This is a genomic window from Burkholderia sp. L-4 (assembly GCF_056856535.1).
The window spans coordinates 1,113,561-1,139,536 of sequence record NZ_JBXEOX010000001.1; the positions used below are offsets into that span (position 1 = coordinate 1,113,561).

Annotated in this window: 28 protein-coding genes and 1 other RNA gene; 22 read left to right on the plus strand and 7 right to left on the minus strand. The window is 64.7% G+C overall.

From position 1 onward, the window contains the following. Positions 1-14: 14 nt before the first annotated feature. The 5 genes from AC1VVG_RS05220 to AC1VVG_RS05240 all read left to right on the plus strand — a co-directional run bounded on the left by AC1VVG_RS05220 (position 15) and on the right by AC1VVG_RS05240 (position 2,741). Positions 15-440: a DUF5681 domain-containing protein gene (locus AC1VVG_RS05220; protein WP_060174713.1), complete on the plus strand. Its 426-nt coding sequence runs from the start codon at positions 15-17 to the stop codon at positions 438-440. Continuing rightward, positions 409-705, plus strand: a complete 297-nt coding sequence (locus AC1VVG_RS05225) for a hypothetical protein (protein WP_155638015.1) — start codon at positions 409-411, stop codon at positions 703-705. Before AC1VVG_RS05220 ends, AC1VVG_RS05225 begins: the two co-directional genes overlap by 32 nt. Beyond that, positions 702-1,592, plus strand: coding sequence for a phosphoadenosine phosphosulfate reductase family protein (locus AC1VVG_RS05230; protein WP_482835322.1), 891 nt, complete (start codon positions 702-704; stop codon positions 1,590-1,592). The genes AC1VVG_RS05225 and AC1VVG_RS05230 overlap by 4 nt, the downstream gene beginning before the upstream one ends. Continuing rightward, the gene (locus AC1VVG_RS05235; RefSeq protein WP_060174715.1) at positions 1,589-1,936 is read left to right on the plus strand and encodes a hypothetical protein; all 348 of its coding nucleotides are present in this window, start codon (positions 1,589-1,591) and stop codon (positions 1,934-1,936) included. The genes AC1VVG_RS05230 and AC1VVG_RS05235 overlap by 4 nt, the downstream gene beginning before the upstream one ends. A gap of 85 nt (positions 1,937-2,021) precedes the next feature. Then, positions 2,022-2,741 (plus strand): hypothetical protein, encoded by a 720-nt coding sequence (locus AC1VVG_RS05240; protein WP_063812536.1) that lies wholly within the window; start codon positions 2,022-2,024, stop codon positions 2,739-2,741. Between the two features lie 57 nt (positions 2,742-2,798). Here the strand turns inward: AC1VVG_RS05240 and AC1VVG_RS05245 are convergent, their stop codons facing one another. Both AC1VVG_RS05245 and AC1VVG_RS05250 read right to left on the minus strand, forming a co-directional pair. Beyond that, positions 2,799-2,987: a hypothetical protein gene (locus AC1VVG_RS05245; protein ID WP_482835323.1), complete on the minus strand. Its 189-nt coding sequence runs from the start codon at positions 2,985-2,987 to the stop codon at positions 2,799-2,801. Between the two features lie 103 nt (positions 2,988-3,090). After that, positions 3,091-3,273, minus strand: a complete 183-nt coding sequence (locus tag AC1VVG_RS05250) for a hypothetical protein (protein WP_482835324.1) — start codon at positions 3,271-3,273, stop codon at positions 3,091-3,093. 681 nt (positions 3,274-3,954) lie between these two features. Here AC1VVG_RS05250 and AC1VVG_RS05255 point away from each other — a divergent pair. Both AC1VVG_RS05255 and AC1VVG_RS05260 read left to right on the plus strand, forming a co-directional pair. Then, positions 3,955-4,128, plus strand: coding sequence for a hypothetical protein (locus tag AC1VVG_RS05255; protein WP_196487892.1), 174 nt, complete (start codon positions 3,955-3,957; stop codon positions 4,126-4,128). Further along, positions 4,129-4,512: a type II toxin-antitoxin system death-on-curing family toxin gene (locus tag AC1VVG_RS05260; protein WP_060174719.1), complete on the plus strand. Its 384-nt coding sequence runs from the start codon at positions 4,129-4,131 to the stop codon at positions 4,510-4,512. Between the two features lie 86 nt (positions 4,513-4,598). On the opposite strand, the gene AC1VVG_RS05265 is transcribed toward AC1VVG_RS05260, so the two are convergent. The 5 genes from AC1VVG_RS05265 to ompA all read right to left on the minus strand — a co-directional run bounded on the left by AC1VVG_RS05265 (position 4,599) and on the right by ompA (position 8,652). Next, on the minus strand, positions 4,599-5,840 hold the full coding sequence (locus AC1VVG_RS05265; protein ID WP_060174720.1) for a tyrosine-type recombinase/integrase: 1,242 nt from the start codon (positions 5,838-5,840) through the stop codon (positions 4,599-4,601). Positions 5,841-6,016: 176 nt separating this feature from the next. Further along, positions 6,017-6,386, minus strand: a transfer-messenger RNA (tmRNA) gene (gene ssrA / locus AC1VVG_RS05270). 17 nt (positions 6,387-6,403) lie between these two features. Beyond that, positions 6,404-7,117, minus strand: coding sequence for a phosphoglycolate phosphatase (gene gph, locus AC1VVG_RS05275; RefSeq protein WP_059557125.1), 714 nt, complete (start codon positions 7,115-7,117; stop codon positions 6,404-6,406). A gap of 13 nt (positions 7,118-7,130) precedes the next feature. Then, positions 7,131-7,829 (minus strand): bifunctional 2-polyprenyl-6-hydroxyphenol methylase/3-demethylubiquinol 3-O-methyltransferase UbiG, encoded by a 699-nt coding sequence (ubiG, locus tag AC1VVG_RS05280; RefSeq protein WP_034187422.1) that lies wholly within the window; start codon positions 7,827-7,829, stop codon positions 7,131-7,133. 154 nt (positions 7,830-7,983) lie between these two features. Next, a complete protein-coding gene (gene ompA, locus AC1VVG_RS05285) occupies positions 7,984-8,652 on the minus strand; it encodes an outer membrane protein OmpA (RefSeq protein ID WP_006476579.1) in 669 nt (222 codons plus the stop codon). A gap of 526 nt (positions 8,653-9,178) precedes the next feature. Between ompA and gyrA the strand changes: the two genes are divergently transcribed. The 15 genes from gyrA to AC1VVG_RS05360 all read left to right on the plus strand — a co-directional run bounded on the left by gyrA (position 9,179) and on the right by AC1VVG_RS05360 (position 25,810). After that, on the plus strand, positions 9,179-11,782 hold the full coding sequence (gyrA, locus tag AC1VVG_RS05290; protein WP_034187423.1) for a DNA gyrase subunit A: 2,604 nt from the start codon (positions 9,179-9,181) through the stop codon (positions 11,780-11,782). Between the two features lie 83 nt (positions 11,783-11,865). Beyond that, the gene (locus tag AC1VVG_RS05295; protein WP_034187466.1) at positions 11,866-12,465 is read left to right on the plus strand and encodes a DUF2059 domain-containing protein; all 600 of its coding nucleotides are present in this window, start codon (positions 11,866-11,868) and stop codon (positions 12,463-12,465) included. A gap of 155 nt (positions 12,466-12,620) precedes the next feature. Continuing rightward, the gene (serC, locus tag AC1VVG_RS05300; RefSeq protein ID WP_034187424.1) at positions 12,621-13,703 is read left to right on the plus strand and encodes a 3-phosphoserine/phosphohydroxythreonine transaminase; all 1,083 of its coding nucleotides are present in this window, start codon (positions 12,621-12,623) and stop codon (positions 13,701-13,703) included. A 33-nt stretch (positions 13,704-13,736) separates the two neighbouring features. Further along, positions 13,737-14,819 carry a prephenate dehydratase gene (pheA, locus tag AC1VVG_RS05305; RefSeq protein WP_034187425.1) on the plus strand — a complete coding sequence of 361 codons (1,083 nt, stop codon included), beginning with the start codon at positions 13,737-13,739 and terminating at the stop codon, positions 14,817-14,819. A gap of 184 nt (positions 14,820-15,003) precedes the next feature. Beyond that, on the plus strand, positions 15,004-15,930 hold the full coding sequence (locus AC1VVG_RS05310) for a prephenate dehydrogenase/arogenate dehydrogenase family protein (protein WP_034187467.1): 927 nt from the start codon (positions 15,004-15,006) through the stop codon (positions 15,928-15,930). Positions 15,931-15,943: 13 nt separating this feature from the next. Further along, positions 15,944-17,248 (plus strand): 3-phosphoshikimate 1-carboxyvinyltransferase, encoded by a 1,305-nt coding sequence (aroA, locus tag AC1VVG_RS05315; protein WP_034187426.1) that lies wholly within the window; start codon positions 15,944-15,946, stop codon positions 17,246-17,248. A 13-nt stretch (positions 17,249-17,261) separates the two neighbouring features. Then, a complete protein-coding gene (gene cmk / locus AC1VVG_RS05320; RefSeq protein WP_006476573.1) occupies positions 17,262-17,948 on the plus strand; it encodes a (d)CMP kinase in 687 nt (228 codons plus the stop codon). 142 nt (positions 17,949-18,090) lie between these two features. Further along, positions 18,091-19,803 (plus strand): 30S ribosomal protein S1, encoded by a 1,713-nt coding sequence (gene rpsA, locus AC1VVG_RS05325; RefSeq protein ID WP_034187468.1) that lies wholly within the window; start codon positions 18,091-18,093, stop codon positions 19,801-19,803. A 22-nt stretch (positions 19,804-19,825) separates the two neighbouring features. Then, a complete protein-coding gene (locus tag AC1VVG_RS05330; RefSeq protein WP_034187427.1) occupies positions 19,826-20,149 on the plus strand; it encodes an integration host factor subunit beta in 324 nt (107 codons plus the stop codon). 208 nt (positions 20,150-20,357) lie between these two features. Beyond that, positions 20,358-20,651, plus strand: a complete 294-nt coding sequence (locus tag AC1VVG_RS05335) for a lipopolysaccharide assembly protein LapA domain-containing protein (protein ID WP_012328123.1) — start codon at positions 20,358-20,360, stop codon at positions 20,649-20,651. Between the two features lie 53 nt (positions 20,652-20,704). Then, on the plus strand, positions 20,705-21,877 hold the full coding sequence (gene lapB, locus AC1VVG_RS05340) for a lipopolysaccharide assembly protein LapB (RefSeq protein ID WP_482835325.1): 1,173 nt from the start codon (positions 20,705-20,707) through the stop codon (positions 21,875-21,877). A 90-nt stretch (positions 21,878-21,967) separates the two neighbouring features. Next, positions 21,968-23,368, plus strand: a complete 1,401-nt coding sequence (locus AC1VVG_RS05345) for a UDP-glucose dehydrogenase family protein (protein ID WP_034187429.1) — start codon at positions 21,968-21,970, stop codon at positions 23,366-23,368. A 7-nt stretch (positions 23,369-23,375) separates the two neighbouring features. Beyond that, positions 23,376-24,326, plus strand: a complete 951-nt coding sequence (gene rfaE1 / locus AC1VVG_RS05350; protein WP_051700958.1) for a D-glycero-beta-D-manno-heptose-7-phosphate kinase — start codon at positions 23,376-23,378, stop codon at positions 24,324-24,326. Positions 24,327-24,389: 63 nt separating this feature from the next. Next, the gene (rfaD, locus tag AC1VVG_RS05355; protein ID WP_034187430.1) at positions 24,390-25,382 is read left to right on the plus strand and encodes an ADP-glyceromanno-heptose 6-epimerase; all 993 of its coding nucleotides are present in this window, start codon (positions 24,390-24,392) and stop codon (positions 25,380-25,382) included. A 74-nt stretch (positions 25,383-25,456) separates the two neighbouring features. Then, complete coding sequence (locus tag AC1VVG_RS05360; protein ID WP_482835326.1) at positions 25,457-25,810, plus strand: ComEA family DNA-binding protein; 354 nt, start codon at positions 25,457-25,459, stop codon at positions 25,808-25,810. Positions 25,811-25,976 lie beyond the last annotated feature (166 nt).

Sequence of the window (25,976 nt, forward strand, 5' to 3'; positions counted from 1 at the left end):
GGGAAATCAGGGCGATGACCCAGTTCAAGAAGGGGCAGAGCGGCAATCCGGCCGGCAAGCCGAAGGGCACGCGCGACAAGCGCACCGCGCTGCGCGAGTTGCTCCAGCCGCACGCCGTCGACCTGGTGGCGAAAGCTGTCGAGCTCGCCAAGGCGGGCGATACGACTGCGCTGCGCATCTGCATCGATCGATGCATCCCGGTAATCAAGGCGAAGGATGCACCGGTCGATCTGCCTGAGTTGACGGGCTCGCTCGCCGAGCAGGGGGCGGCGGTCATGCATGCGATGGCGGGCGGACGAATCACGCCGGACGAGGCGAATGCGGTGATGCAGGTCATCTCCGCGCAGGCACGAATCATCGAAGTGGACGAGCTCGAGAAACGGCTCGCGGTCTTGGAGGGCAAGGACGATGGCAACTATCAATCTCAAAGCACGCATTAGGCGCCTCGAGCGTGCCGCACGCGGGCTCAGCGCTGGGAGTGGCATCGAGACCTTGGTCGTGCGGATCCGCCGTTTGTCGGCCTCTGGGGGCGCCTTCACGGGAATCAGCGCTAACGGCGAGTTCTTCCCATGTGCACCGGATGAAGCAATCTCCGAAACCGAGCGGCGTGCCGTCGATCTCGTCAGTCGGCAGCGCCGGCCGGTCGAGTCGCGCCGACAGGTGGTTCTCCTGCGCATGACGCCCGTCGAGGAGCTTCCGGAATGAGCGAGACCATGAGCAAACCGGACATGGAACTGATCATCGGCCATGCCACCGACGACACCGAGCCGCTTTCCGAGCGTGCGCTGAAATTCGCGCTGACCGAGCACATGGTCTTGGAGGCGATCCTGGCGCACAAGCGCCCGGGATTGCTGTTCTCGGGCGGCAAGGACTCGCTCGCGTGCCTGAACCTGGCGCGCCGCTACTGGCGCTGGCTGACGGTCTTCTGGGCGAACGCTGGCGACCCGTATCCCGAAACCATTGAGCAGATGGAACAGATCCGGAAGCTCGTGCCGAACTTCATCGAGGTGAAGGGGCCCGGCTACATTCGAGGACACGCGCCCGAGCAGACCTTTCCAGCCGACATGGTGCCGTTGAGCGCAACGCCCGCCGGGCGCATGGCCGAGGCGTCGGCGCCGAGATTCAAGATTCATTCGAAGTTCGATTGCTGTTGGAGCAACTGGTGGCTACCGCTCCACAACGCGATCAACGCACATGGCGTCGATCTGCTGATCCGGGGCGATCGTGCAGACGAGAAACTGACGAATAACGCGCTCTTGAACGCGGAGCCCGATCCCAACGGGGGCGCGTATCTGTTCCCCTTACGCGATTGGTCGAGAGAGGACGTGTTCGCCTACCTGCGTGCCGAGGGCGTCGAGGTTCCCAGGTCGTATGAATACGGTCTCGGCTCGCTCGACTGCATGCATTGCACGGCGTGGCTGAACGAGAGCGGCAACAAGCTTCGCTATCTGCGCGACTTCCATCCGGAGGCCGCTGTCGAATACGAGCGCCGCCTGCGGCTGATCCACGACGAGCAGGAGCGGCACATGCGCCTGACGAAGATCGCGCTCGGCGAGCTCCTTTCCGACGTCGGCGAGGGGAGGGGGGATTGAGGGCCCGCAAGAACCCACCGCCGTTCACCTTCGAGAATGTGCTGCGCGACCTGGTGCCCGGTCGCGTCTATTCCGCAGAGGCGATTTCCCTCAAGTTCGGGATACCCGCCGACGCGGTGCGGCCGGCGATGCTCGGTGCGATCATGCTCGGCAAGGTCAAAGAGCGGCCACGGCGGCGTGGCTTCCGTGTCGGCTACTGGATCCCCGAGGGTGAGCCGCCAAGCATCGCTGGCCGCCGTATCGGGCCGCTGGTGCGCACGCACGGCATCGGTGAGCTGACGGGCTATACCGAGTCGCTCCGGCGGTTCCACGACCTCTGCATGGCGATCCCGCGGTTCCGATAGTGCTCAACACGGAGGCGGCGCTCTGCCGGGAACGGGTAAGCTCTCGGGGAGCGTAGCGAATTGGCGGCAGAGCCTCGGAGATCAAATGGACAGTGCATATGCCCGTGTGGATGGTGTGTTGCTAGATGGCCTGCAGTTCTGTGCCCGGGTGTATGAATTGTTCGAGACTGTATGGCGACATCCGGACTCGGCGACACGGCTCAGGCTCAGGCCATCAACCTTTGAGAAGCGGCTGATCGAGGAACTGCTTCCGATCTGCCGATACCTCCAGTCGCATTATCGGACGGGGCGCTATATCTCCATTTGCTGGTCTAGCGGAAATCAGCGTCCCGATGCAACTATGGAGCAACGAGGGGGCTACATTGACCACGGATACTATCCGGCCGCTGGTTACCTGGAAGTGACCAGCGCTGCACACGAGAACGACCACCTGCTGCGCGAGCGGCTAGATACAGTCGGATTTGCCTATGGTGTTGACGGGCTGAGCGTTTCGGGCACTCGGCGCCGTGGAAATCGGGAAATCGCGTCTGAGGTGGTCGTTCATGGCAATGAGGACTTCGTGCATGCGATGGGTGACGTCGTGCTGAAAAGCATTCTGGGCAAGGTCGAAAAGGTCTACCCCGAGCACACCGTGTTGATCGTGCGCTGCGTGCTGAATTCGCTCTACTACCCTGACGAATGGGATCGCCTCGTTGCGCTCGTGCGTGGCCGACTGCCCCAGCATCAATTCGATGAAATCTGGATGTGTGACGACTCCGATCGATTCCATGACAGCTTGGATTGCCGGCCACTGGAGCGACCTTAACGGATATGCTCGACGCGATTATGCGGCGGCCGCTACTAGGAGGAGATTCGCCGCTGCCTAGGTCGCACTGAGTCCGCCAATCAGCCAACCGAGCGCCCAGACCCCAGCCGCAGGCACGCCGAAGAAGAGCGCGCCGGCCACGCCCGCGGGCCCGAAAATCCACGCGGATGCGGCGAAGGCGAAGAGGACGTATCCGACGACCTTCAGCACTGCGCCGAGGCGCGTGAACCCGTTCGATGCTCTCATGTGTTGCCTCCCCGTGTGGCGTTCAATGGGCGTGCATCGATGCGATGCAGCCACTATGCGCACGTGCGCGCGCGAGGCGCGGTGCGCAGACGCTGCGCCGGGCTCATCCCCTGCCTCGGCGCGCCGACTCGTCCTTGCGCCGCTGGCGCCGCATTCGATCTTGCTCGGCGCGTTGCCGATAAACGGCTTCCAGTTCGGGATCACGTGAGACTTCGAACCAGCGCACGAGGAACCAGAGGAGGCCTGCAGTGACGATGCCAGCGAGATACGCCGTGACGATTTCCATATGGCCTCCGCAGCGCCCGTCAGCCCGCCGCTGCTCCGATCGGGATGATCCGTGTGCCGCGCCATTCCATTTTCCACTCGGCATTTCTCCGCGGCATGTCCAGGTTTGAACACCTAGACATGCTGCCGCTGGCCCGCCGGGCTGGGGCTAGTAGGAGAAGTAAGCATGAGTCGGTTGTGGAAGTGGGCCATCTGGCTCGCAATCCTGGCCCTGCTCATCTGGCCGACATCGGTCTGGTGACAGATTTTGAACCAACCTCCGTCCGAAAGGGCGGGGTTTTGTGGCGCATGAGGGTATGTCCCCCAAACAGAGCCCACGATCGGAGGCCGCGGATGTTGCCGTTGCCATGTCAATACCAGCCCAGAGGGGCGCCAACTCCCGGGATTGCAATTGATTGCAACTTCGGAAGATTGAGCCTGTGGCGTCGCTCGACCAGCGACGCGTATTTTGACTGTGTAGATTTGCCGTGTCGATTTCGTGCCACAGCACCGTGGTGCCTTGAAATTCGACCGTCGAAACAACATTTACAGTTCCGAACGCATCAAAAAACCTGCTGTCAATAGCAAAGCTATAGATTCACGCGTACAATTTTGTTGACACAGTTAGCGGTGCCGTCAGTTGGTGCAGGCGGGATCACAGGTGCGATATCGCACCGCATCTCAGTCTGCGGGAGGACACGATATGGAACGAAAAATCACTGAACTCTACGGCGTAGAAATCAAGCCGCGTGTGATCATTCGGCCGAAATCTTCGGTCCGCGTCTCCACGCCCGCAGAAAAGCGCGAGGTCCTCGAGTCGATCCACAAAGTGATGGATGAGCACAGGGATGTACTCATCGCCTTGAAGGATCGCTGATTGCTCGAGGTCGACTACGTCATCACCGCGCACGATGCCATCCTAGTTGAGTTTGGTGGCCTTGGAGGGTTTGCGGGAGGCGGCCGGGATGGGGTCATCGCCGCTCTAGCACGGGTCGAAAATCACGCTTTTTACAACGGTATCGACGACATCTTCGGCATTGCGGCCATGTATGGTGTCGCGATAGCTTGTGGGCACGTTTTCAACGACGGCAACAAGCGGACTGCTTTGACGTGTGCTCTCACCTATCTGGAGCGGGAAGGCTATCCCATCCCACGTACCCCGGAACTTGAAGAGGTGATTGTGCGCGTCGCGCAGAAGGAGATCGATCACGAAATCCTTGCCTCGTACTTGAGCTCGCTCTGGGAGCTTACCCAAGAGTGACGAAAGCCCCGCTCCGAGCGGGGCTTTTTCATTGTGCCGGTGCCTGCGTCTCTGGTGCGCATACAAGCGGCCGGTTGACCTATCGGCTACCCGCGAACCGAATTAATCTCGATGACGTTCGCTCCTGCCTTGAGCCGGTCGAGGTAGTCGGCCCATCGCTGCATCATTTCGCGACGTTGGGGGAGGTGGGCAGTGCGGTTGTACGCGCGCCCGAGGGGGTCTTTCACCGCGTGGGCGAGTTGTGCCTCAATGATTGCCGCAGGCAAGCCCAGCACCTCATCCAGGATCGTGCGGGCCATCGCGCGGAAGCCATGACCGGTCATCGTGTCGCCGTCGTACCCCAGCCGGCGTAGCGCGCCGTTGATCGTGTTGTCGGACATGGGGCGATCCTTCGTCCGTACGCTCGGAAACAGGAATCGGCCATTACCCGTCAGCGCGTGCAATTCGCGCAGAACCATGACTGCCTGAGTCGACAGCGGCACGATATGGGCGCCACCGGAGGCTTTGCCCTGTTTGGTGCGCTTCATTCGGTCGCTAGGAATCTCCCAGATCCCCGCATCGAGGTCGAGTTCGGCCCACTCGGCGGCGCGCAGTTCGCCAGGCCGTTGGAAGAGCAGTGGAGCGAGGCGAAGGGCGCATACCACCGGGAAGGTGCCTTGGTAGCCGTCGATCGCGCGCAGCAGCTCGGCGACCTGCTTCGGATCGGTGAGCGCGGCCATATGCTCCTGCTGAACCGGCGGCAGCGCGCCGCGGAGGTCGGCCGTGACATCACGCTGTGCGCGTCCGGTCGCCACGGCATACCGGCACACCTGGCTGATGTTGGCATGGAGGCGGTGGGCAGTCTCGAGCGCACCGCGCTTTTCAACTCGGCGCAGCGCATCAAGCACGTCCGGCGGCGCGAGGTCTGCAATGGCCTTACCGCCGATCCATGGAAAGGCGTCGACCTCAAGCCGGCGGAGCAGGCGGGCGCCGTGGCTGGCGGACCAGCTGGGCGCGTACTTCGCATGCCATTCCCGGGCGACCGCCTCGAACGAGTTTTCAGTGCTCAACCGAGCGGCTCGCTTCTCGGCCTTCTTGGCCTCGCCGGGATCGGTGCCGCCGTCCAGCAGCGCACGCGCTTTGTCGCGCCGCTCGCGGGCCTCTTTCAGGGGCACATCAGGGTAGACGCCCAGAGAGATGCGCTTTTCCTTGCCTCCGAAGCGGTATTTGAGTCGCCACCACTTGCCCCCGCTGGGGGCAATTTCCAGGTACAGGCCGCCGCCGTCGAACAGACGGGCTGGTTTGTCGGCCGGCTTGGCGTTCTTAATCGCGGTATCGGTCAGTGGCATGGGGCGCCTCGTTGGGGGCAACAGCTGGCGAGTGAAACCTGCATGCCCCCAATCTTGCCCCCACTTGCCCCCGGCTGTCTACGGACTAATCCGGACCAATTCGGAATGAAAAAACCCGCGAAGCCTTGAGCTATCGCGGGTTTCTGTACTTCCTCGGAACATCTTGGAAGGGAATTTGGTGGAGGCGGCGGGAATCGAACCCGCGTCCAGAAGCGCTCCACGACTAGTTCTACATGTTTAGTCCAGTCTTTTGATTTAACCGCAGCGACGCGGACGAACACGCTGCACTACGGCGATTCGCTAGATTTTCGACCCTGGCGTCGCGACGCCGACAGGGCTTAACTGACGTAAATGACCTCTGGCGGTATTGCTACCGGTCTTGCGACACTAGCCCGTCAGTGAACTAGGCAGAGGACGGCGGCCCTTAGGCTGCCAGTGCGAACGTATCGTCGTTTGCAGTTACGATTTTCCCATTGATTAACGAGGTGACGGGTCCTCGACATGCCCTAGCCGCTTCACAACCCCTGTCGAAACCAGGTCGCCCCCGCGGATAAGATCAATCATTATAGCCCAACATCGCGCAGCAGTTCGCGCAGTTCCTGCGTCGTATCGACGAGATGCTGCGCCTGCCAGTCGGTCGGTGCGACGCCGTCGCCGCAATAGCCGTACGCGGCCGCGACCGTCGCCATGCCGGCCGCGCTGCCGGCCTGAATGTCGCGCAGGTCGTCGCCGACGTAGACGATGCGCGCGGGTGCGAGCGTCAACTGGTCGGCCGCGTGCAGCAGCGGGGCCGGGTGCGGCTTCGGGTGCGGCGTTGTGTCGCCCCCGACGATGCAAGCGGCGCGCGGTGCGAGACCGAGCAGGTCGACGAGTGGCGCCGTGAGCCGCATCGCCTTGTTCGTGACGATCCCCCAGCGCACGCCGCGCGCATCGAGTTCGTCGAGCACGTCGCCGATGCCCGGGAACAGCACCGTATGCACGCAGAGATCCGTCGCGTAGTTGGCCAGGAACTCGTCGCGCATCGCTTCGTAGCCGGGCGTGTGCGGATCGATGCCGAACGCGCCGCCGAGCAGGCCGCGCGCGCCGGCCGAGGCCAGCGGCCGCAACACGTCGAGCGACGTTTCGGGCAGGCCGCGCTCGCGTTGCATCTTGTTGACGGCCGCCGCGAGATCGGGCGCCGTGTCGGCGAGCGTGCCGTCGAGGTCGAACAGCACGGCATCGCAGTGCAGCAGGCGCGGTTCGTCGGCTGCCCGCGCGGTCGAAAGGGGAGTCGTCATGCCGGTCGGAAGGTCACGCGCCGCGGCGGCACGCGATGAGGTAGTTGATGTCGGTGTCGTTCGACAGCGCGAAGCGCTTGCCGATCGGGTGATACGTGATGCCCTTGATCTCCACGATGTGCAGATCGGTCGCGCGCACGAAGCCCGCCAGTTCCGACGGACGGATGAAACGCGCGTAGTCGTGCGTGCCCTTCGGCAGCATCTGCGCGATGTACTCCGCGCCGATCACCGCGAACAGGTAGGACTTCAGGTTGCGGTTCAGCGTCGAGAAGAACACCCAGCCGCCCGGCTTCACGAGCGTCGCGCATGCGGCGACGATATCGCCGGGCGACGGCACGTGCTCGAGCATTTCCATGCACGTGACGACGTCGTAGGTGCCCGGTTCGCGCGCGGCGATCGCTTCGGCGGCGATCGCCTCGTAGTCGACCATGATGCCGCTTTCGAGGCTGTGGAGGTCGGCGACGCCAAGCGCTTCGGTCGACAGGTCGATGCCCTTCACCTGGGCGCCGAGTCCGGCCATCGATTCGGACAGGATGCCGCCGCCGCAGCCGATGTCGAGCGCGCGTTTGCCGGCCAGGTGCGCGTGCGCATCGATCCAGCCGAGCCGGACCGGGTTCAGGTCGTGCAGCGGCTTGAATTCGGCATTCGGATCCCACCACCGGTGGGCGAGGTCGCTGAATTTCTGGAGTTCGTGCGGATCGGCGTTGGTCATGTCGGCAAACGGGCTACAGGAGGAGGGCGGTGCTGCGGTTCGTCAGACCCGAGTATATAAGAAGCAGGCGAGCGGCGAAGCGACGAGCGCCCGGACGGGCATCAATGAAAAAGCCCCGCCGGAGCGGGGCTTTGAAGCAGTCGAAAACCGCGGCTTAGTTTGCCGGAACGGTCGTCTTCTGCACTTGCTGCGTACCAACCACTTCGACTTCCACGCGGCGGTCCGGTGCGAGGCAGGCGATGAGCTGCTTGCGGTTCTTCTGGTTGCAGCCAGTCGTAACCGGGTTGCGCTTGCCCTTGCCTTCCGTGTAGATCTTGTTGGCCGGCACACCCTTGCTGACCAGGTACGACTTCACGGCTTGCGCACGGCGCAGCGACAGACGGTCGTTGTACTTGTCCGAACCGATGCGGTCCGTGTAGCCCGTTGCAACGACGACTTCCGTGTTCATGCCTTCGATCTTCGAAGCCAGTTCGTCCAGCTTTTGCTTGCCCAGCGGCTTGAGCGTTGCCTTGTCGAAGTCGAACAGTGCGTCGGCTTGATACGTGATCTTCTGGCTCGTGATGGCCGGAGCGACCGGAGCGACCGGCGGCTGCGGTGCCTGGGCGACCAGTGCGCCATCGCACTTCGCGTTGGCGGTGGCCGGCGTCCAGAACGCATCGCGCCAGCAGAGCTCGTTCGTGCCGTTCATCCACACCCATTCGCCCGTGCCGTTCACCCAGTTGTCATTGACGGCTTGACGCGACGCCGGCACCGACTGTGCCGAAGCGGATGCAGCCATAACTGCGGTAGCTGCAATGAACGCGAGCTTTGAAAGTTTATTCATATTTCTCCTCTCGAAATTGAGATTACCGCAGGTTTACTGCGAGCCTGTTGACGGTGACAAGTCATACATTGCTCGAAGTATAACATTGGTGCGGCACAAAAAACGCGGCACCGCTCTGTGTAGACTTCGAGCAGCGTCTAACTTTCAGTGCGTTGGCATTTTGCCATATCGTTCCCTTCCTACGAAAAAAAATCCTCCCCACCCTAAGATCGCTTCAACTTTGTGGTGCATGCGCAACACCGCCCTGCCGCAACTTTTAGAGATTGTCAAGAGTGTGTCGGCGAAATTGCGCGAATGTGTGCTGTTGTTTACACGTGCGCGCGAAACACGCGTGACGGGATGGCCTGCGACGTCGCGTCGCGTGCGATGTCGGTCGAATTGCCGCTGCCGCGATTTTTGCTATTTATATATAGAGGGGTCGCGAATTGGCGGCTGATGGGCGCATGTTAGAATCTCGCGTTGCGTTGCGCATGCAGCGCCCACGCGAAAGGCGTTCGCCGTCTTCGCTCCGAAACGATACGGATACATGGATCAATTCGCCAAAGAGACCCTGCCCACCTCCCTAGAGGAGGAAATGCGCCGTTCGTATCTCGATTACGCGATGAGCGTGATCGTCGGACGTGCCCTCCCGGATGTCCGCGATGGCCTGAAGCCCGTGCACCGGCGCGTGTTGTTCGCGATGCACGAACTGAACAACGACTGGAACCGTGCGTACAAGAAGTCGGCGCGTATCGTCGGCGACGTGATCGGTAAGTACCACCCTCACGGCGATACCGCGGTCTACGACACGATCGTGCGGATGGCGCAGGACTTCTCGCTGCGCTACATGCTGATCGACGGGCAAGGCAACTTCGGCTCGATCGACGGCGACAATGCCGCGGCGATGCGTTACACCGAAATTCGCATGGCGAAGATCGGTCACGAGCTGCTCGCCGACATCGACAAGGAAACGGTCGATTTCGAGCCGAACTACGACGGCAACGAAACCCAGCCGTCCGTCCTGCCGGCGCGCATCCCGAACCTGCTGATCAACGGCTCGTCGGGCATCGCGGTCGGCATGGCGACCAACATCCCGCCGCACAACCTGAACGAAGTCGTCGACGCGTGTCAGCACCTGCTGGGCAACCCCGAAGCGACGATCGACGAACTGATCGAGATCATCCCGGCGCCGGACTTCCCGACGGCCGGCATCATCTACGGCGTCGCCGGCGTGCGCGACGGCTACCGCACCGGGCGCGGGCGCGTCGTGATGCGCGCGGCCACCCACTTCGAGGAGATCGACCGCGGCCAGCGGATGGCGATCATCGTCGACGAGCTGCCGTACCAGGTGAACAAGCGCTCGCTGCTCGAGCGGATCGCCGAGCTCGTCAACGAGAAGAAGCTGGAAGGCATCTCCGACATCCGCGACGAGTCCGACAAGAGCGGCATGCGCGTCGTGATCGAGCTCAAGCGCGGTGAAGTGCCGGAAGTGGTGCTGAACAACCTGTACAAGGCGACGCAGCTCCAGGACACGTTCGGCATGAACATGGTCGCGCTCGTCGACGGCCAGCCGAAGCTGCTGAACCTGAAGGAAATCCTGCAGTGCTTCCTGTCGCACCGACGCGAAGTGCTGACGCGCCGCACGATCTACGAACTGCGCAAGGCCCGCGAACGCGGCCACGTGCTCGAGGGTCTCGCGGTCGCGCTCGCGAACATCGACGAGTTCATCGCGATCATCAAGGCCGCGCCGACGCCGCCGATCGCGAAGCAGGAGCTGATGGCGAAGCCGTGGGATTCGTCGCTCGTGCGCGAGATGCTGACCCGTGCCGAAGCCGAGAACGCGTCGGCGGGCGGCCGTTCCGCGTATCGTCCGGAAGGCCTGAACCCGGCGTTCGGCATGCAGGGCGACGGGTTGTACCGCCTGTCCGACACGCAGGCCCAGGAAATCCTGCAGATGCGTCTGCAGCGCCTGACCGGCCTCGAGCAGGACAAGATCATCGGCGAGTACCGCGAAGTGATGGCGCAGATCGCCGACCTGCTGGACATCCTCGCGCGCCCCGAGCGGATCACGACGATGATCGGCGAGGAGCTGACTTCGGTGAAGGCCGAATTCGGCGACGCGCGCCGCTCGAGGATCGAGCTGAACGCGACCGAGCTGAACACCGAGGATCTGATCACGCCGCAGGACATGGTCGTCACGATGTCGCATGCGGGCTACGTGAAGTCGCAGCCGCTGTCCGAGTACCGCGCGCAGAAGCGCGGCGGCCGCGGCAAGCAGGCGACGCAGATGAAGGAAGACGACTGGATCGAGACGCTGTTCATCGCGAACACGCACGACTACATCCTGTGCTTCTCGAACCGCGGCCGCGTGTACTGGGTCAAGGTCTACGAAGTGCCGCAGGGCTCGCGCAACTCGCGCGGCCGCCCGATCGTCAACATGTTCCCGCTGCAGGAAGGCGAGAAGATCAACGTCGTGCTGCCGGTCAAGGAGTTCTCGGCCGACAAGTTCATCTTCATGGCGACGTCGCTCGGTACCGTGAAGAAGACGCCGCTCGAGGCATTCAGCCGTCCGATGAAGAAGGGCATCATCGCGGTCGGCCTCGACGACGGCGACTACCTGATCGGTGCGTCGATCACCGACGGCGCGCACGACGTGATGCTGTTCTCCGACGCCGGCAAGGCCGTGCGCTTCGACGAGAACGACGTGCGTCCGATGGGGCGCGAGGCGCGCGGCGTGCGCGGCATGCAGCTCGAGGACGGGCAGCAGGTCATCGCGATGCTGGTTGCCGGCAGCGAGGAGCAGACCGTGCTCACCGCGACCGAGAACGGCTACGGCAAGCGCACGCCGATCACCGAATACACGCGTCACGGCCGCGGCACGAAGGGTATGATCGCGATCCAGACGTCGGAGCGTAACGGCAAGGTCGTCGCGGCGACGCTCGTCGACGCCGAAGATCAGATCATGCTGATCACGACGGCGGGCGTGTTGATTCGCACCCGCGTTTCCGAGATTCGCGAGATGGGACGGGCCACGCAAGGTGTTACACTCATCAGTCTCGATGAAGGTACCAAGCTCTCCGGCCTGCAGCAGATCGCGGAGGCAGAAGAGGGCGATGGCGAGGCCGACGAGGCGTCGGACGGCGAAGCCTGAAGAACGGATGAGACTCTGACCGCCGCGGGCGCGAAGCGCCGCGGCCGGCGAGCAACCATTCATATTTCCAAAAGGGAGTGATGATGCAAAAGCAATTCAAGCAACTGGTCCTGCTGGCCGCACTGGTGCCGACGTTCGCGATGGCGCAAGCGCTGTCGAATTCCGCACCGGCGCCCGCCGCGGCAGCTGCGCCGATCGACGCTGACAAGAAGGCGGCGATCAAGGATCTGCTCGACGCGATCGACGCGCCGAAGCTCGTGTCGGCAATCGGCAACAGCGCCGAAATGCAGGCCAAGCAACTCGTGCCGGCGATCCTGTCGGACGCGCTGTCGGAAAACAAGACGCTGAACGACAAGCAGAAGCAGGCTGCCGTTCCGACGCTGCAGAAGAACGCCGTGCCGAAGCTGGTCGACGGCGCGGGCAAGGTGTTCGGTACGCAGCAGTTCCAGAGCGACGCGATGTCGGCTCAGTACGACGCGTACGCGAAGTACTACAGCACGTCGGAGATCAAGGATCTGACGACGTTCTACAAGAGCCCGACGGGCCGCAAGTTCATCCAGGTGCAGGATCAGGTCGGTCGCGACGTGGTCAACGGCCTGATGCAGAAGTACATGCCGCAAGCGATCCAGGCAACGCGTACGCAGGCTGACAAGGAAGTCGCAGCAGTCAAGCCGGGCAAGTAAAGCCGTCCGGGCACGCCCCCGGCCGTTCGGCCGGGTTTGGCGGGAGCCTGACGACAGTGCGATAATGGCCGTTTGCGCGCGAGCGCAAACGGCCATTTCTTTTCTGGCGCGGTCTGCCGGCGGCGAGCCGGTCGCGTCCCTCCGAGGTTTTCACGATGCGCGTCTTTAATTTCTCCGCCGGCCCTGCGGCGATGCCCGAGGAAGTGCTGCGGCAAGCGGCCGACGAAATGCTCGACTGGCACGGCAGCGGCATGAGCGTGATGGAGATGAGCCATCGCGGCAAGGAGTTCATGTCGATCCACGAGGCCGCGCTGACCGACCTGCGCGACCTGCTCGGCGTGCCGGCCAGCCACCGGATCCTGTTCCTGCAGGGGGGCGGCATCGCGGAAAACGCGATCGTGCCGATGAACCTGCTCGGCTCGCGCAAGACGGCCGACTTCGTCGTGACGGGGTCGTGGTCGCAGAAGTCGTTCAATGAGGCGAAGAAGTTCTGCACGCCGCATCTCGCCGCAACCGGCAAGACGGAAGACGGCTTCACGCGTGCGCCCGCACGCGCCGAATGGCAGCTGTCGGACGATCCGGCCTACGTGCATCTGTGCACCAACGAGACGATCGACGGCGTCGAGACGTTCGAGATTCCCGATCTCGGCGACGTGCCGCTGGTCGCGGACGTCTCGTCGCACATCCTGTCGCGCCCGATGGACGTCGCGAAATACGGCGTGCTGTTCGGCGGCGCGCAGAAGAACATCGGGATGGCCGGCGTGACGGTCGTGATCGTGCGCGAGGATCTGCTCGATCGCGCGCTGTCGATCTGCCCGTCCGCGTTCGAGTGGAAGACCGTCGCCGCGAACAACTCGCTGTACAACACGCCGCCCACCTACGCGATCTACATCGCGGGCCTCGTGTTCCAGTGGCTGAAGCGGCAGGGCGGCCTCGAGGCGATCGAGGCCCGCAACATCGAAAAGGCGAAGCTGCTCTACGACACGATCGATGCGAGCAGCTTCTATCTGAACAAGGTCGAGCCGGCAGCGCGTTCGCGGATGAACGTGCCGTTTTTCCTGGCCGACGAAACGCGCAATGAAGACTTCCTCGCCGGCGCAAAGGCGCGCGGGCTGCTGCAGCTGAAGGGCCACAAGTCCGTCGGCGGCATGCGGGCGTCGATCTACAACGCGGTGCCGCTCGAGGGCGTGAAAGCGCTCGTCGAGTACATGAAGGACTTCGAGCAGCGCGGCGCCTGACGGCGGCGCTGCTCAAACAGCACGGCAAAACGCATGGACGACGAACTGAATTCCCGCCTGAAACCGCTGCGCGATCGCATCGACGCGATCGACGCGCAGCTGATCGCGCTCCTGAACCAGCGCGCCGCGGTGGCGCTGGAGGTGGGCGAGGTCAAGAAGCATTTCAACGCGCCGGTGTTCCGGCCGGAGCGCGAGCTGCAGGTGATCGCACGGCTGCAGGACATGAGCGCGGGGCCGCTCGCGAGCGAGCACATCAGCGCCATCTGGCGCGAGATCATGGCCGCGAGCCGCGCGCTCGAGCAGACGATCCACGTCGCATTCCTCGGGCCGGTCGGCACGTACAGCGAACAGGCGATGCTCGAGTATTTCGGCCAGTCGATCGAAGGGCTGCCGTGCCCGTCGATCGACGAGGTGTTCCGCTCGGTCGAGGCCGGTGCGTCCGCGTTCGGCATCGCGCCGGTCGAGAATTCGACCGAAGGGGCCGTATCGCGCACGCTCGACCTGCTGCTGCAGACGCAACTGCTGATCAGCGGCGAGCTGGCGCTGCCGATCCACCACAACCTGCTGACGCAAAGCGGCACGCTCGACGGCGTGAAGCGTGTCTGCGCGCATGCGCAGGCGCTCGCGCAATGCCAGCAGTGGCTCGCGGCGAACGCGCCGCAGCTCGAGCGGCAGGCGGTGGCGAGCAATGCCGAGGCCGCCCGCCTCGCGGCGGCCGATCCGACCGTCGCCGCGATCGCGGGCGACCGCGCGGCCGCGCACTACGGCCTGCAGATCGCGTTCTCGCTGATCCAGGACGATCCGCACAACCGCACGCGTTTCGTGATCATCGGCAAGCAGCCGGCCGGGCAAAGCGGTCACGACCAGACGTCGCTGATCGTGTCGGTGAAGAACGAGCCGGGCGCCGTGTTCAAGCTGCTCGAGCCGCTCGCGCGGCACGGCGTGTCGATGACGCGTTTCGAGTCGCGTCCGGCGCGCGTCGGCACCTGGGAGTACTACTTCTACATCGACATCGAAGGGCACCGCGACGATGCGGCGGTGGCGGCCGCGCTTGCGGAACTCGGCCGGAAGGCCGCGTTCCTGAAGATACTCGGTTCGTATCCGCGCGCACGCTGACGCGCTGGTGCGCCGCCTGCTCGCGCGGGCGTGGCGGCCAGGCGGGCAGGGCAGGCCGTTCGGCGCTGCCGAAGGCGGGTTCGGGCGGCATCCGGCGCTGGTTGCGCCGGGTGCGGGCCCGTGGCCCGGAATCTGGAATTCCGCGTGCGGGGCGTCGTTCCGCGCGCGTAACTTGGCTCTTCTCGTGTCAGGCTTTGCATTCAACAAACTGGTCATCTTCGGCGTCGGCCTGATCGGCGGCTCGCTGGCGCGCGCGTTGCGCGAGCGCGCGCCGGGCGGTGCGGGCGAGGTCGTCGGCGTGGGCCGTTCGCGTCGCTCGGTCGAGCGCGCGCTGACGCTCGGCGTGATCGATCGCGCGGCGGCACTCGACGACGATGCGCAGTTGCGCGACGCGCTCGCCGGCGCCGATCTCGTGCTGCTGGCGGCACCGGTCGCCCAGACGGGCCCGTTGCTCGCGCGCATCGCGCCGTGGCTCGACGATGCGACGATCGTCACCGATGCCGGCAGCACCAAGTCCGACGTCGTCGCGGCCGCGCGCGCGGCGCTCGGCGCGCGGATCGCGCAGTTCGTGCCGGGGCATCCGATCGCCGGCCGCGAATCGAGCGGCGTCGAGGCCGCGTTGCCGGACCTGTACGTCGGCCGCAACGTCGTGCTGTGCCCGCTGCCGGAGAACGCGCCCGAGTCGGTCGCGCGGATCGACGCGATGTGGCGCGCGAGCGGCGCCGACGTGCGCACGATGAGCACCGAGCAGCACGATCGCGTGTTCGCGTCGATCAGCCATCTGCCGCACGTGCTGTCGTTCGCGCTCGTCGAGCAGATTCTCGGCGAGGCCGACGCGGAACTGAAATTCTCGTACGCGGCGGGCGGCTTCCGCGATTTCACGCGCATCGCGGCGTCGAGCCCGGAGATGTGGCGCGACGTCTGCGTCGCGAACCGCGCGGCGCTGCTCGACGAACTCGACGGCTACACGCGTGTGCTCGCGCGGCTGCGCGCGGCGATCGACGCCGGCGACGGCGCGGCGCTCGAAGCCGTGTTCACGCGCTCGCGCGCCGCACGCAAGGCATGGCAGGAGCGCGGCGGCGCGCCCGCTGCCGAACCGGTCAAGAAATAACAGGACGATTCCCATGGACTATCTCGATCTCGGCCCGTACTCCAGCGCATCGGGCACCGTGCGCCTGCCCGGCTCGAAAAGCATCTCGAACCGCGTGCTGCTGCTTGCGGCGCTGGCCGAAGGCGAAACGACGATCACCAACCTGCTCGACTCCGACGACACGCGCGTGATGCTCGACGCGCTCGGCAAGCTCGGCGTGAAGCTCGCGCGCGACGGCGACACCTGTGTCGTCACGGGCACGCGCGGCGCCTTCACCGCGAAGACGGCCGACCTGTTCCTCGGCAACGCGGGCACGGCCGTGCGGCCGCTGACCGCGGCGCTCGCGGTGAATGGCGGCGACTATCGCGTGCACGGCGTGCCGCGCATGCACGAGCGGCCGATCGGCGATCTCGTCGACGGCCTGCGCCAGATCGGCGCGCAGATCGACTACGAGCTGAACGAAGGCTACCCGCCGTTGCGGATCAAGCCCGCGACGATCTCGGTCGATGCGCCGATCCGCGTGCGCGGCGACGTGTCGAGCCAGTTCCTCACGGCGCTCCTGATGACGCTGCCGCTCGTGAAGGCGAAGGACGGCCGGACCGTCGTCGAGGTCGACGGCGAGCTGATCTCGAAGCCGTACATCGACATCACGATCCGGCTGATGGAGCGCTTCGGCGTGACCGTCGAGCGCGACGGCTGGCAGCGTTTCGTCGTGCCGGCCGGCCTCCGCTACCGCTCGCCGGGGCGGATCATGGTCGAGGGCGACGCGTCGTCCGCATCGTACTTCCTCGCGGCCGGCGCGCTCGGCGGCGGCCCGCTGCGCGTCGAGGGCGTGGGGCGCGCGAGCATCCAGGGCGACGTCGGCTTCGCGAACGCGCTGATGCAGATGGGCGCGAACGTGACGATGGGCGACGACTGGATCGACGTGCGCGGCATCGGCCACGACCACGGCAAGCTCGAACCGATCGACATGGACTTCAACCTGATTCCCGATGCGGCGATGACCATCGCGGTCGCGGCGCTGTTCGCGAACGGCACGAGCACGCTGCGCAACATCGCGAGCTGGCGCGTGAAGGAGACCGACCGCATCGCCGCGATGGCGACCGAGTTGCGCAAGGTCGGCGCGATCGTCGAGGAAGGCCCCGATTATCTCGTCGTCACGCCGCCGGAAAAGCTCACGCCGAACGCGGCGATCGATACGTACGACGATCACCGGATGGCGATGTGCTTCTCGCTCGTCAGCCTGGGCGGCGTGCCGGTGCGGATCAACGACCCGAAGTGCGTCGGCAAGACGTTCCCCGACTATTTCGACCGCTTCGCCGCGCTCGCCAAAGCCTGACCCGACTGTACCGATGAAATCGACCCGACCCTTTCACCCGACTCCCGTCATCACGATCGACGGCCCGACCGCCTCCGGCAAGGGCACCGTTGCCGCGCTCGTCGCCGCGCACCTTGGCTTCCACCTGCTCGACAGCGGCGCGCTGTACCGGCTCGCCGCGCTCGCGAGCGTGCGCTACGGCATCGCGGCGGAGGACATCGACGCGCTGGTGAAGCTGATCGACGATCTCCACATCACCTTTCGTGAAGGCTGTGCGCAGCTCGACGGCGTCGACGTGTCGAACGACATCCGCGCCGAAGCGGTCGGCAACCGCGCGTCGGCCATTGCCGTGCACGGGCCCGTGCGCACCGCGCTCGTCGCGCGCCAGCGCGCGTTCCGCAAGACGCCGGGCCTCGTCGCGGACGGGCGCGACATGGGGACGGTGATCTTCCCGGATGCCGTGCTGAAGGTGTTCCTGACGGCCAGCGCGGAGGCTCGCGCGACCAGACGGCATAAGCAATTGATGCAAAAAGGTTTTTCTGCTAATATAGATGACTTGCTCCGGGATCTTCGTGAACGTGACGCGCGCGACAGCAATCGCGCGGCCGCGCCGCTGAAGCCTGCGGCAGATGCCAAGCTGCTCGATACGTCGGCGCTGTCGGTCGATGAAGCCGTCGATCAAGTGCTGCAGTGGTACCGGGCGCTCGGCCAGCCCGCCTGAGAAGGCGGGCAGCGGTAGGTGTTCCGCGTCGCAAGCGCGGAGCGTGTTTCGAACCCTTAACCCCGTGTGGTCATCGATCTGGCCCTTTCAGCCTGCCATTCCGGCCGGCGTGGCACAGCGATCCATGCACAATCAGATTTTTATGTCCGACCTGCAAACCTCCACCCCGAATACCGAATCCTTTGCGGCTCTGTTCGAAGAGTCGCTGACCCGCCAAGACATGCGCGCCGGCGAAGTGATTTCCGCCGAAGTCGTGCGCGTCGACCACAACTTCGTGGTCGTCAATGCAGGCCTGAAGTCCGAGGCTTACATTCCGATCGAGGAATTCCTGAACGATCAGGGCGAGGTTGAGGTGCAGTCGGGCGATTTCGTGTCCGTCGCGATCGACGCACTCGAAAACGGCTACGGCGACACGATCCTGTCGCGCGACAAGGCAAAGCGCCTTGCATCGTGGCTGTCGCTGGAAAAGGCACTCGACAACAACGAACTCGTCACCGGCACGATCACCGGCAAGGTGAAGGGCGGCATGACCGTGATGGTCAACGGCATCCGCGCGTTCCTGCCGGGTTCGCTGGTCGACACGCGTCCGGTCAAGGACACGACCCCGTACGAAGGCAAGACGCTCGAGTTCCGCGTGATCAAGCTCGATCGCAAGCGTAACAACGTCGTGCTGTCGCGTCGTGCCGTGATCGAAGCAACGCAAGGCGAAGAGCGCGCGAAGCTGCTCGAGACGCTGAAGGAAGGCGCGATCGTCAACGGCGTGGTCAAGAACATCACCGACTACGGCGCGTTCGTGGACCTCGGCGGCATCGACGGCCTGCTGCACATCACCGACATCGCATGGCGTCGCGTGCGTCACCCGAGCGAAGTCCTGTCGGTTGGCCAGGAAGTCACCGCGAAGATCCTCAAGTTCGACCAAGAGAAGAACCGCGTCTCGCTGGGCATCAAGCAACTGGGCGACGATCCGTGGGAAGGCATCTCGCGCCGTTACCCGTCGGGCACGCGCCTGTTCGGCAAGGTCACGAACATCACCGACTACGGCGCATTCGTCGAAGTGGAATCGGGCATCGAAGGCCTCGTCCACGTGTCGGAAATGGACTGGACCAACAAGAACGTTGCGCCGTCGAAGGTTGTCCAGCTGGGCGACGAAGTCGAAGTCATGGTCCTCGAGATCGACGAAGACCGTCGTCGTATCAGCCTCGGCATGAAGCAGTGCAAGCCGAATCCGTGGGATGACTTCAGCCGCAACTTCAAGAAGGGCGACAAGATCACGGGCGCAATCAAGTCGATCACCGACTTCGGCGTGTTCATCGGTCTGCCGGGCGGCATTGACGGCCTGGTCCACCTGTCGGACCTGTCGTGGAGCGAAGCCGGCGAAGAAGCCGTTCGCAAGTACAAGAAGGGCGACGAAGTCGAAGCCATCGTGCTCGGTATCGACGTCGAGAAGGAGCGTATTTCGCTCGGCATCAAGCAACTCGAAGGCGACCCGTTCAGCAACTACGTTGCAATGAACGACAAGGGCTCGATCGTCGACGGCGTCGTGAAGACGGTCGATGCGAAGGGTGCGGTCATCACGCTGACGGGCGACATCGAAGGCTACCTGCGTGCGTCGGAAATCTCGCAGGATCGCGTCGAAGATGCACGCAACGTGCTGAAGGAAGGCGACAAGGTCAACGCGATGGTGATCAACATCGATCGCAAGTCGCGCGGCATCAACCTGTCGATCAAGGCAAAGGATTCGGCTGAGCAACAGGAAGCGATCCGCGGCCTGCAGTCGGACACGAGCGCTGCTGCGACCGGTACGACCAACCTCGGCGCGCTGCTGAAGGCGAAGCTCGACGGCCAGAACCAGTAAGCCTCACGAGGTCTGCTGAAGTATGACCAAATCCGAGTTGGTCGCGCAGCTGGCATTGCGATTTCCGCAACTTGTCCTCAAGGATGCGGATTTCGCGGTGAAAACGATGCTCGATGCGATGTCCGATGCCCTGGCGAAAGGGCATCGCATCGAAATTCGGGGTTTCGGCAGCTTCGGCCTCAACCGTCGCCCGGCGCGCGTCGGACGCAACCCGAAGTCGGGGGAGAAAGTGCAGGTGCCCGAGAAGTTCGTGCCGCACTTCAAGCCTGGCAAGGAATTGCGCGAACGCGTCGACGGCCGCGCCGGTGAACCGCTGAAGGCTGACGATCCGGACGACGAGCGTTGAACGTCGTTTGGTGTGCCCGGAACCCGTCCGGCGAAGGCTGAAAAGAAAAGCGCCCCTTGGGGCGCTTTTTTCATTTCCGGCGGCAGCGATGCAACGGCCGGCGCAGGATGTGCGCAGTCGCGGAAACGCTTCCTTTACAATACGGGTCGATTCGGTGCGACGAAGGGGAGTCGCGCGCCGCAGCAAACCTCAACAAAGAGAGGGCTTCATGAAGTTTATCGTCTGGCTGATCCGGGTATTGGTGTTCGTCCTGCTGCTGGTGCTCGCGCTGGCCAATACGCAAACCGCGACGCTGAATTTCGTTGCCGGCTACGCATGGCAAGCGCCGCTGATCCTGATCGGCCTGGCGTTCTTCGCCGTGGGGCTGCTGGCGGGCCTGCTGTCCGCGCTGCCTTCGATCTTCCGCCTGCGTCTCGAGAACGGGCGCCTGAAGCGCGATCTGCGCGCGGCGCGTGAAACGCCCGCCGTCATCGATCAGCCGCCGATGCCGCCCGTCATTTAACACGGACGCCGCGCGATCATCGCGCGGTTTTCGTCTCTGCTTCGATATTTCGCATGGATCTGGATTTCTGGTGGTTGCTCGCGATTCCGGTCGCGTTCGCGCTCGGGTGGGCGGCGTCACGCTATGACCTGAAGAATCTCCTGTCGGAGAGCGCCAACCTGCCGCGCTCGTATTTCCGCGGCCTGAATTTTCTGTTGAACGAACAACCCGACAAGGCGATCGACGCATTCATCGAGGTCGCCAAGCTCGATCCCGAGACGGTCGAGCTGCACTTCGCGCTCGGCAACCTGTTTCGCCGCCGCGGCGAGACCGACCGCGCGATCCGCGTGCACCAGAACCTGCTGAGCCGCACGGACCTGCCGGTCAACGAGCGTGACCACGCGTTGTACGAGCTCGGCCAGGATTTCCTGAAGGCCGGGCTGCTCGATCGCGCCGAGGAGGCGTTCCACAAGCTCGCCGACGGCGACTATGCGCTCGGCGCGCAGCGGGCGCTGCTGACGATCTACGAGATCGAGAAGGACTGGAACAAGTCGATCGATACCGCGAGGCGCATCGAATCGATGAGCGACAAACCGCTCGGCGTCGAAATTGCGCAGTTCCACTGCGAACTCGCGCAGGAAGCGCTGCAGCGCAAGAATGCGGCCGCGGCAGCCGAACAGTTGCGCCTGGCGCTGACCGTGAACCCGCAGAACGTGCGTGCGACGATCCTGTCGGGCGACGCGGCGGAGGCGGCAGGCGACCACGCCGCCGCGATCGGGCACTGGAAGCGTGTCGAAGCGCAGAACCCCGCGTATCTGCCGCTCGTCGCTGACAAGCTGATGAAGGCGTATGTCGCGCTCGGCAAGAACGGGGAAGGCGCCGAGCTGCTGATGGGGTATGTCGACCGCTATCCGTCGAACGACCTGCTCGACATCGCGTACCAGCATATCGCCGGGTTGCGCGGCCAGGAAGCGGCGCACACGCTGGCGCGCCTGCAGATGGAGAAGTCGCCGAACCTGTCGGGGATGCTGCACCTGCTCGATGCGCAGATCGCGGCGGCCGACGAACCGCGCCGTAAGGAACTTGAAATGATGCGTGCGCTGATCAAGCAGCGCACGAAAAATCTGCCACGGTATACGTGCCAGAATTGCGGTTTCCGGGCACGGCTTTTCTACTGGCAGTGCCCCGGATGCAGCGGCTGGGAAACCTATGCGCCGCGCCGCGTCGAACCTGCGATGCCGGGCTGATCCCGGCAAGCGGAGCCAACGCGCTGCGGTTGCCGCCGGGCTGGCCCCGGCGGCCAAGTTAGTCAATTACCGGGAAGTACCGGAACATCTATGAAAATCACCATCATCGGCACCGGCTATGTCGGCCTCGTCACGGGCGCCTGTCTCGCGGAGATCGGTCACGACGTCTTCTGTCTCGACGTCGATCCGCGCAAGATCGACATCCTGAACAACGGCGGCATGCCGATTCACGAACCGGGGCTGCTGGACATCATCGCGCGCAACCGCGCGGCGGGGCGCCTGCGCTTCTCGACCGACATCGAGGCGAGCGTCGCGCACGGCGAGATCCAGTTCATCGCGGTCGGCACGCCGCCCGACGAGGACGGCTCGGCCGACCTGCAGTACGTGCTCGAGGCCGCACGCAACATCGGCCGCTACATGACGGGCTTCAAGGTGATCGTCGACAAGTCGACGGTGCCGGTCGGCACCGCGCAGCGCGTGCGCGGCGTGGTCGACGAGGCGCTTGCCGCACGCGGGCTCGCGGGCAGCGTCGCGCATCGCTTCTCGGTCGTGTCGAATCCGGAGTTCCTCAAGGAAGGCGCCGCGGTCGAGGACTTCATGCGTCCGGACCGGATCATCATCGGCGTCGACGACGACGAGACCGGCACGATCGCGCGCGAGAAGATGAAGAAGCTCTACGCGCCGTTCAACCGCAACCACGAGCGCACGATCTACATGGACGTGCGCTCGGCCGAATTCGCGAAGTATGCGGCGAACGCGATGCTCGCGACGCGCATCTCGTTCATGAACGAGATGTCGAATCTCGCCGACAAGGTCGGTGCCGACATCGAGGCCGTGCGCCGCGGGATCGGCTCCGATCCGCGCATCGGCTATCACTTCCTGTACGCCGGCGTCGGCTACGGCGGCTCGTGTTTCCCGAAGGACGTCCAGGCGCTGATTCGCACCGCCGGCGAGAACGGCCAGCCGCTGCGCATCCTGGAAGCCGTCGAGGCCGCCAACCATGCGCAGAAGGACGTGCTGATCGGCAAGATCGAGCAACGCTTCGGCGCCGACCTGACGGGCCGCGAGTTCGCGGTGTGGGGCCTCGCGTTCAAGCCGAACACCGACGACATGCGCGAGGCGCCGAGCCGGCGTCTGATCGCCGCGCTGCTCGAGCGCGGTGCGACCGTGCGCGCGTACGATCCGGTCGCGATCGACGAAGCGCGGCGCGTGTTCGAGCTCGATTTCGGCCACGATGCCGATGCGCTGGCGCGGCTGCATCTCGTCGACACGCAGGATATCGCCGTGACGGGCGCGGATGCCCTCGTGATCGTGACCGAATGGAAGGAATTCCGGAGCCCCGATTTCACGCGCCTGAAGGCCGAACTGAAGGCGCCGGTCATCTTCGACGGCCGCAACCTGTACGAGCCGGACGCGATGGCCGAGCTGGGCATCGACTACTATGCGATCGGCCGCCCGTATGTCGATCCGCAGTCGTCCTCCCGCGGCTGACCCCACGATGAATACTCTTCACGAAATCGTATCGGTGCCGCGCGCGCAGCTCGCGCGCTCGCGCGTGCTCGTCGTCGGCGACGTGATGCTCGACCGTTACTGGTTCGGCAACGTCGATCGCATTTCGCCTGAAGCACCGGTGCCGGTCGTGCACGTGCAGCGTCAGGAGGAGCGGCTCGGTGGCGCGGCCAACGTCGCGCGCAATGCCGTGACGCTCGGCGGCCAGGCGGGATTGCTGTGCGTCGTCGGGTGCGACGAGCCCGGCGAGCGGATCGTCGAACTGCTCGCCGGCAGCGGCGTGACGCCGCATCTCGAGCGCGACCCGGCGCTGCCGACCACGATCAAGCTGCGCGTGCTTGCGCGCCAGCAGCAACTGCTGCGCGTCGACTTCGAGGCGATGCCGACGCACGAGGTGCTGCTCGCGGGGCTCGCGCGCTTCGACGCGCTGCTGCCGCAGCACGACGTCGTGCTGATGTCGGATTACGCGAAAGGCGGCCTGACGCACGTCACGACGATGATCGAGAAGGCGCGTGCGGCCGGCAAGGCCGTCCTCGTCGACCCGAAGGGCGACGACTGGGCGCGCTATCGCGGCGCGTCGCTGATCACGCCGAACCGCGCGGAGCTGCGTGAAGTGGTCGGCCAGTGGAAGTCGGAAGACGACCTGCGCGCGCGCGTCGCGAACCTGCGCGCGGAGCTCGACATCGATGCGCTGCTGCTCACGCGCTCGGAAGAGGGGATGACGCTTTTTTCCGCGACCGGCGAACTGCACGCACCGGCGCTCGCGCGCGAGGTGTTCGACGTGTCGGGCGCGGGGGACACCGTGATCGCGACGGTCGCGACGATGCTCGGCGCCGGCGTGCCGCTGGTCGACGCGGTCGTGCTCGCGAATCGCGCGGCAGGCATCGTGGTGGGCAAGCTCGGCACGGCCACGGTGGACTACGACGAACTGTTTCACTGAGCGCATTCGGCGGCGCGACGAGCGCGTCGCACGAGTGGCTCGCACTTTTCAGGCAGGACGATCATGACCCTCATCGTCACCGGCGCGGCCGGTTTCATCGGCGCGAACATCGTCAAGGCGCTCAACGAGCGCGGCGAATCGCGCATCATCGCGGTCGACAACCTGACGCGCGCGGACAAGTTCCGCAATCTCGTCGATTGCGAGATCGACGACTATCTCGACAAGACGGAATTCGTCGAGCGCTTCGCGCGCGGCGATTTCGGCAAGGTGCGCGCGGTGTTCCACGAAGGCGCCTGTTCGGACACGATGGAAACCGACGGCCGCTACATGATGGACAACAACTTCCGCTACAGCCGCGCGGTGCTCGATACCTGTCTCGCGCACGGCACGCAGTTCCTGTACGCGTCGTCGGCCGCGATCTACGGCGGCTCGACGCGTTTCGTCGAGGAGCGCGACGTCGAGGCGCCGCTGAACGTGTACGGCTATTCGAAGTTCCTGTTCGACCAGGTGATCCGCCGCGTGCTGCCGAGCGCGAAGAGCCAGATCGCGGGCTTTCGTTATTTCAACGTGTACGGCCCGCGCGAGACGCACAAGGGGCGCATGGCGTCGGTCGCGTTCCACAACTTCAACCAGTTCCGCGCTGAAGGCAAGGTGAAGCTGTTCGGCGAGTACAACGGTTATGCGCCGGGCGAGCAGACGCGTGACTTCGTGTCGGTCGAGGACGTGACGAAGGTGAACCTGTTCTTCTTCGACCACCCGGAGAAGTCGGGCATCTTCAACCTCGGCACGGGCCGGGCGCAGCCGTTCAACGATATCGCGTCGACGGTCGTGAACACGCTGCGCGCGCTCGACAACCAGCCGCCGCTGACGCTCGCGCAGCAGGTCGAGCAGGGACTGATCGAATACGTGCCGTTCCCCGATGCGCTGCGCGGCAAGTACCAGTGCTTCACGCAGGCCGACCAGACGAAACTGCGCGCAGCCGGCTACGACGCGCCGTTCCTGACCGTGCAGGAAGGCGTCGACCGCTACGTCCGTTGGCTATCCGGCCAGGTTTAAACGCAGGCGTTGCGTCGCTAGACTGGGTCTCACGGTCGGCAGCCGCCGGCCGTTTTTCTTCGGAGATCCAGCACATGATCAGGAAATGGTTTGCCGCAGCGGTCATGCTCGGCGCAGTCGCGTCGGCCTGGGCGGCCGTCGATGTCAATACCGCGAGCGAGGATGCGCTCGTCGGCATCAAGGGCATCGGTCCGGCGCGGGCGAAGGCGATCGTCGATGAACGCGGCACGCGCGGTCCGTTCAGGAATGCGGAAGATCTCACCGCGCGCGTGAAAGGCATGGGCGGGCATATCGTCGAGCGGCTTCAGCAGGAAGGGCTGACGATCGGCGCGGCGGGCGCAGCCGGCGCGGCCGCGGCGCCGCCCGCCGCGGGCAAGCCTGCGGCGGGCAAGCCTGCCGCCGCGCCCGCCCGCACCGCACAGAAGTAACGCATCGCGCGCGACCGACAACGAGCTCCTTCAGCCGCCGTCGTCATGACGGCTTCCCGCGGCATGCCGCGGGTTTTTTGCGTGGGGGAGCGCGTGCGATACGGGGGGCGATCACGTGTCGCGCGGCATGCGTATTCCATCGTCGTAATGGGGGTTGCCGGCGCGA

Excerpts from the sequence above, each read along its gene's own strand:
- AC1VVG_RS05220 (WP_060174713.1), top strand. The coding sequence starts at position 15 with ATGACCCAGTTCAAGAAGGGGCAGAGCGGCAATCCGGCCGGCAAGCCG.
- AC1VVG_RS05225 (WP_155638015.1), top strand. The coding sequence starts at position 409 with ATGGCAACTATCAATCTCAAAGCACGCATTAGGCGCCTCGAGCGTGCC.
- AC1VVG_RS05230 (WP_482835322.1), top strand. The coding sequence starts at position 702 with ATGAGCGAGACCATGAGCAAACCGGACATGGAACTGATCATCGGCCAT.
- AC1VVG_RS05240 (WP_063812536.1), top strand. The coding sequence starts at position 2,022 with ATGGACAGTGCATATGCCCGTGTGGATGGTGTGTTGCTAGATGGCCTG.
- AC1VVG_RS05245 (WP_482835323.1), bottom strand. The coding sequence starts at position 2,987 with ATGAGAGCATCGAACGGGTTCACGCGCCTCGGCGCAGTGCTGAAGGTC.
- AC1VVG_RS05250 (WP_482835324.1), bottom strand. The coding sequence starts at position 3,273 with ATGGAAATCGTCACGGCGTATCTCGCTGGCATCGTCACTGCAGGCCTC.
- AC1VVG_RS05255 (WP_196487892.1), top strand. The coding sequence starts at position 3,955 with ATGGAACGAAAAATCACTGAACTCTACGGCGTAGAAATCAAGCCGCGT.
- AC1VVG_RS05265 (WP_060174720.1), bottom strand. The coding sequence starts at position 5,840 with ATGCCACTGACCGATACCGCGATTAAGAACGCCAAGCCGGCCGACAAA.
- gph (WP_059557125.1), bottom strand. The coding sequence starts at position 7,117 with ATGACGACTCCCCTTTCGACCGCGCGGGCAGCCGACGAACCGCGCCTG.
- ubiG (WP_034187422.1), bottom strand. The coding sequence starts at position 7,829 with ATGACCAACGCCGATCCGCACGAACTCCAGAAATTCAGCGACCTCGCC.
- ompA (WP_006476579.1), bottom strand. The coding sequence starts at position 8,652 with ATGAATAAACTTTCAAAGCTCGCGTTCATTGCAGCTACCGCAGTTATG.
- gyrA (WP_034187423.1), top strand. The coding sequence starts at position 9,179 with ATGGATCAATTCGCCAAAGAGACCCTGCCCACCTCCCTAGAGGAGGAA.
- AC1VVG_RS05295 (WP_034187466.1), top strand. The coding sequence starts at position 11,866 with ATGCAAAAGCAATTCAAGCAACTGGTCCTGCTGGCCGCACTGGTGCCG.
- serC (WP_034187424.1), top strand. The coding sequence starts at position 12,621 with ATGCGCGTCTTTAATTTCTCCGCCGGCCCTGCGGCGATGCCCGAGGAA.
- pheA (WP_034187425.1), top strand. The coding sequence starts at position 13,737 with ATGGACGACGAACTGAATTCCCGCCTGAAACCGCTGCGCGATCGCATC.
- aroA (WP_034187426.1), top strand. The coding sequence starts at position 15,944 with ATGGACTATCTCGATCTCGGCCCGTACTCCAGCGCATCGGGCACCGTG.
- cmk (WP_006476573.1), top strand. The coding sequence starts at position 17,262 with ATGAAATCGACCCGACCCTTTCACCCGACTCCCGTCATCACGATCGAC.
- rpsA (WP_034187468.1), top strand. The coding sequence starts at position 18,091 with ATGTCCGACCTGCAAACCTCCACCCCGAATACCGAATCCTTTGCGGCT.
- AC1VVG_RS05330 (WP_034187427.1), top strand. The coding sequence starts at position 19,826 with ATGACCAAATCCGAGTTGGTCGCGCAGCTGGCATTGCGATTTCCGCAA.
- AC1VVG_RS05335 (WP_012328123.1), top strand. The coding sequence starts at position 20,358 with ATGAAGTTTATCGTCTGGCTGATCCGGGTATTGGTGTTCGTCCTGCTG.
- lapB (WP_482835325.1), top strand. The coding sequence starts at position 20,705 with ATGGATCTGGATTTCTGGTGGTTGCTCGCGATTCCGGTCGCGTTCGCG.
- AC1VVG_RS05345 (WP_034187429.1), top strand. The coding sequence starts at position 21,968 with ATGAAAATCACCATCATCGGCACCGGCTATGTCGGCCTCGTCACGGGC.
- rfaE1 (WP_051700958.1), top strand. The coding sequence starts at position 23,376 with ATGAATACTCTTCACGAAATCGTATCGGTGCCGCGCGCGCAGCTCGCG.
- rfaD (WP_034187430.1), top strand. The coding sequence starts at position 24,390 with ATGACCCTCATCGTCACCGGCGCGGCCGGTTTCATCGGCGCGAACATC.
- AC1VVG_RS05360 (WP_482835326.1), top strand. The coding sequence starts at position 25,457 with ATGATCAGGAAATGGTTTGCCGCAGCGGTCATGCTCGGCGCAGTCGCG.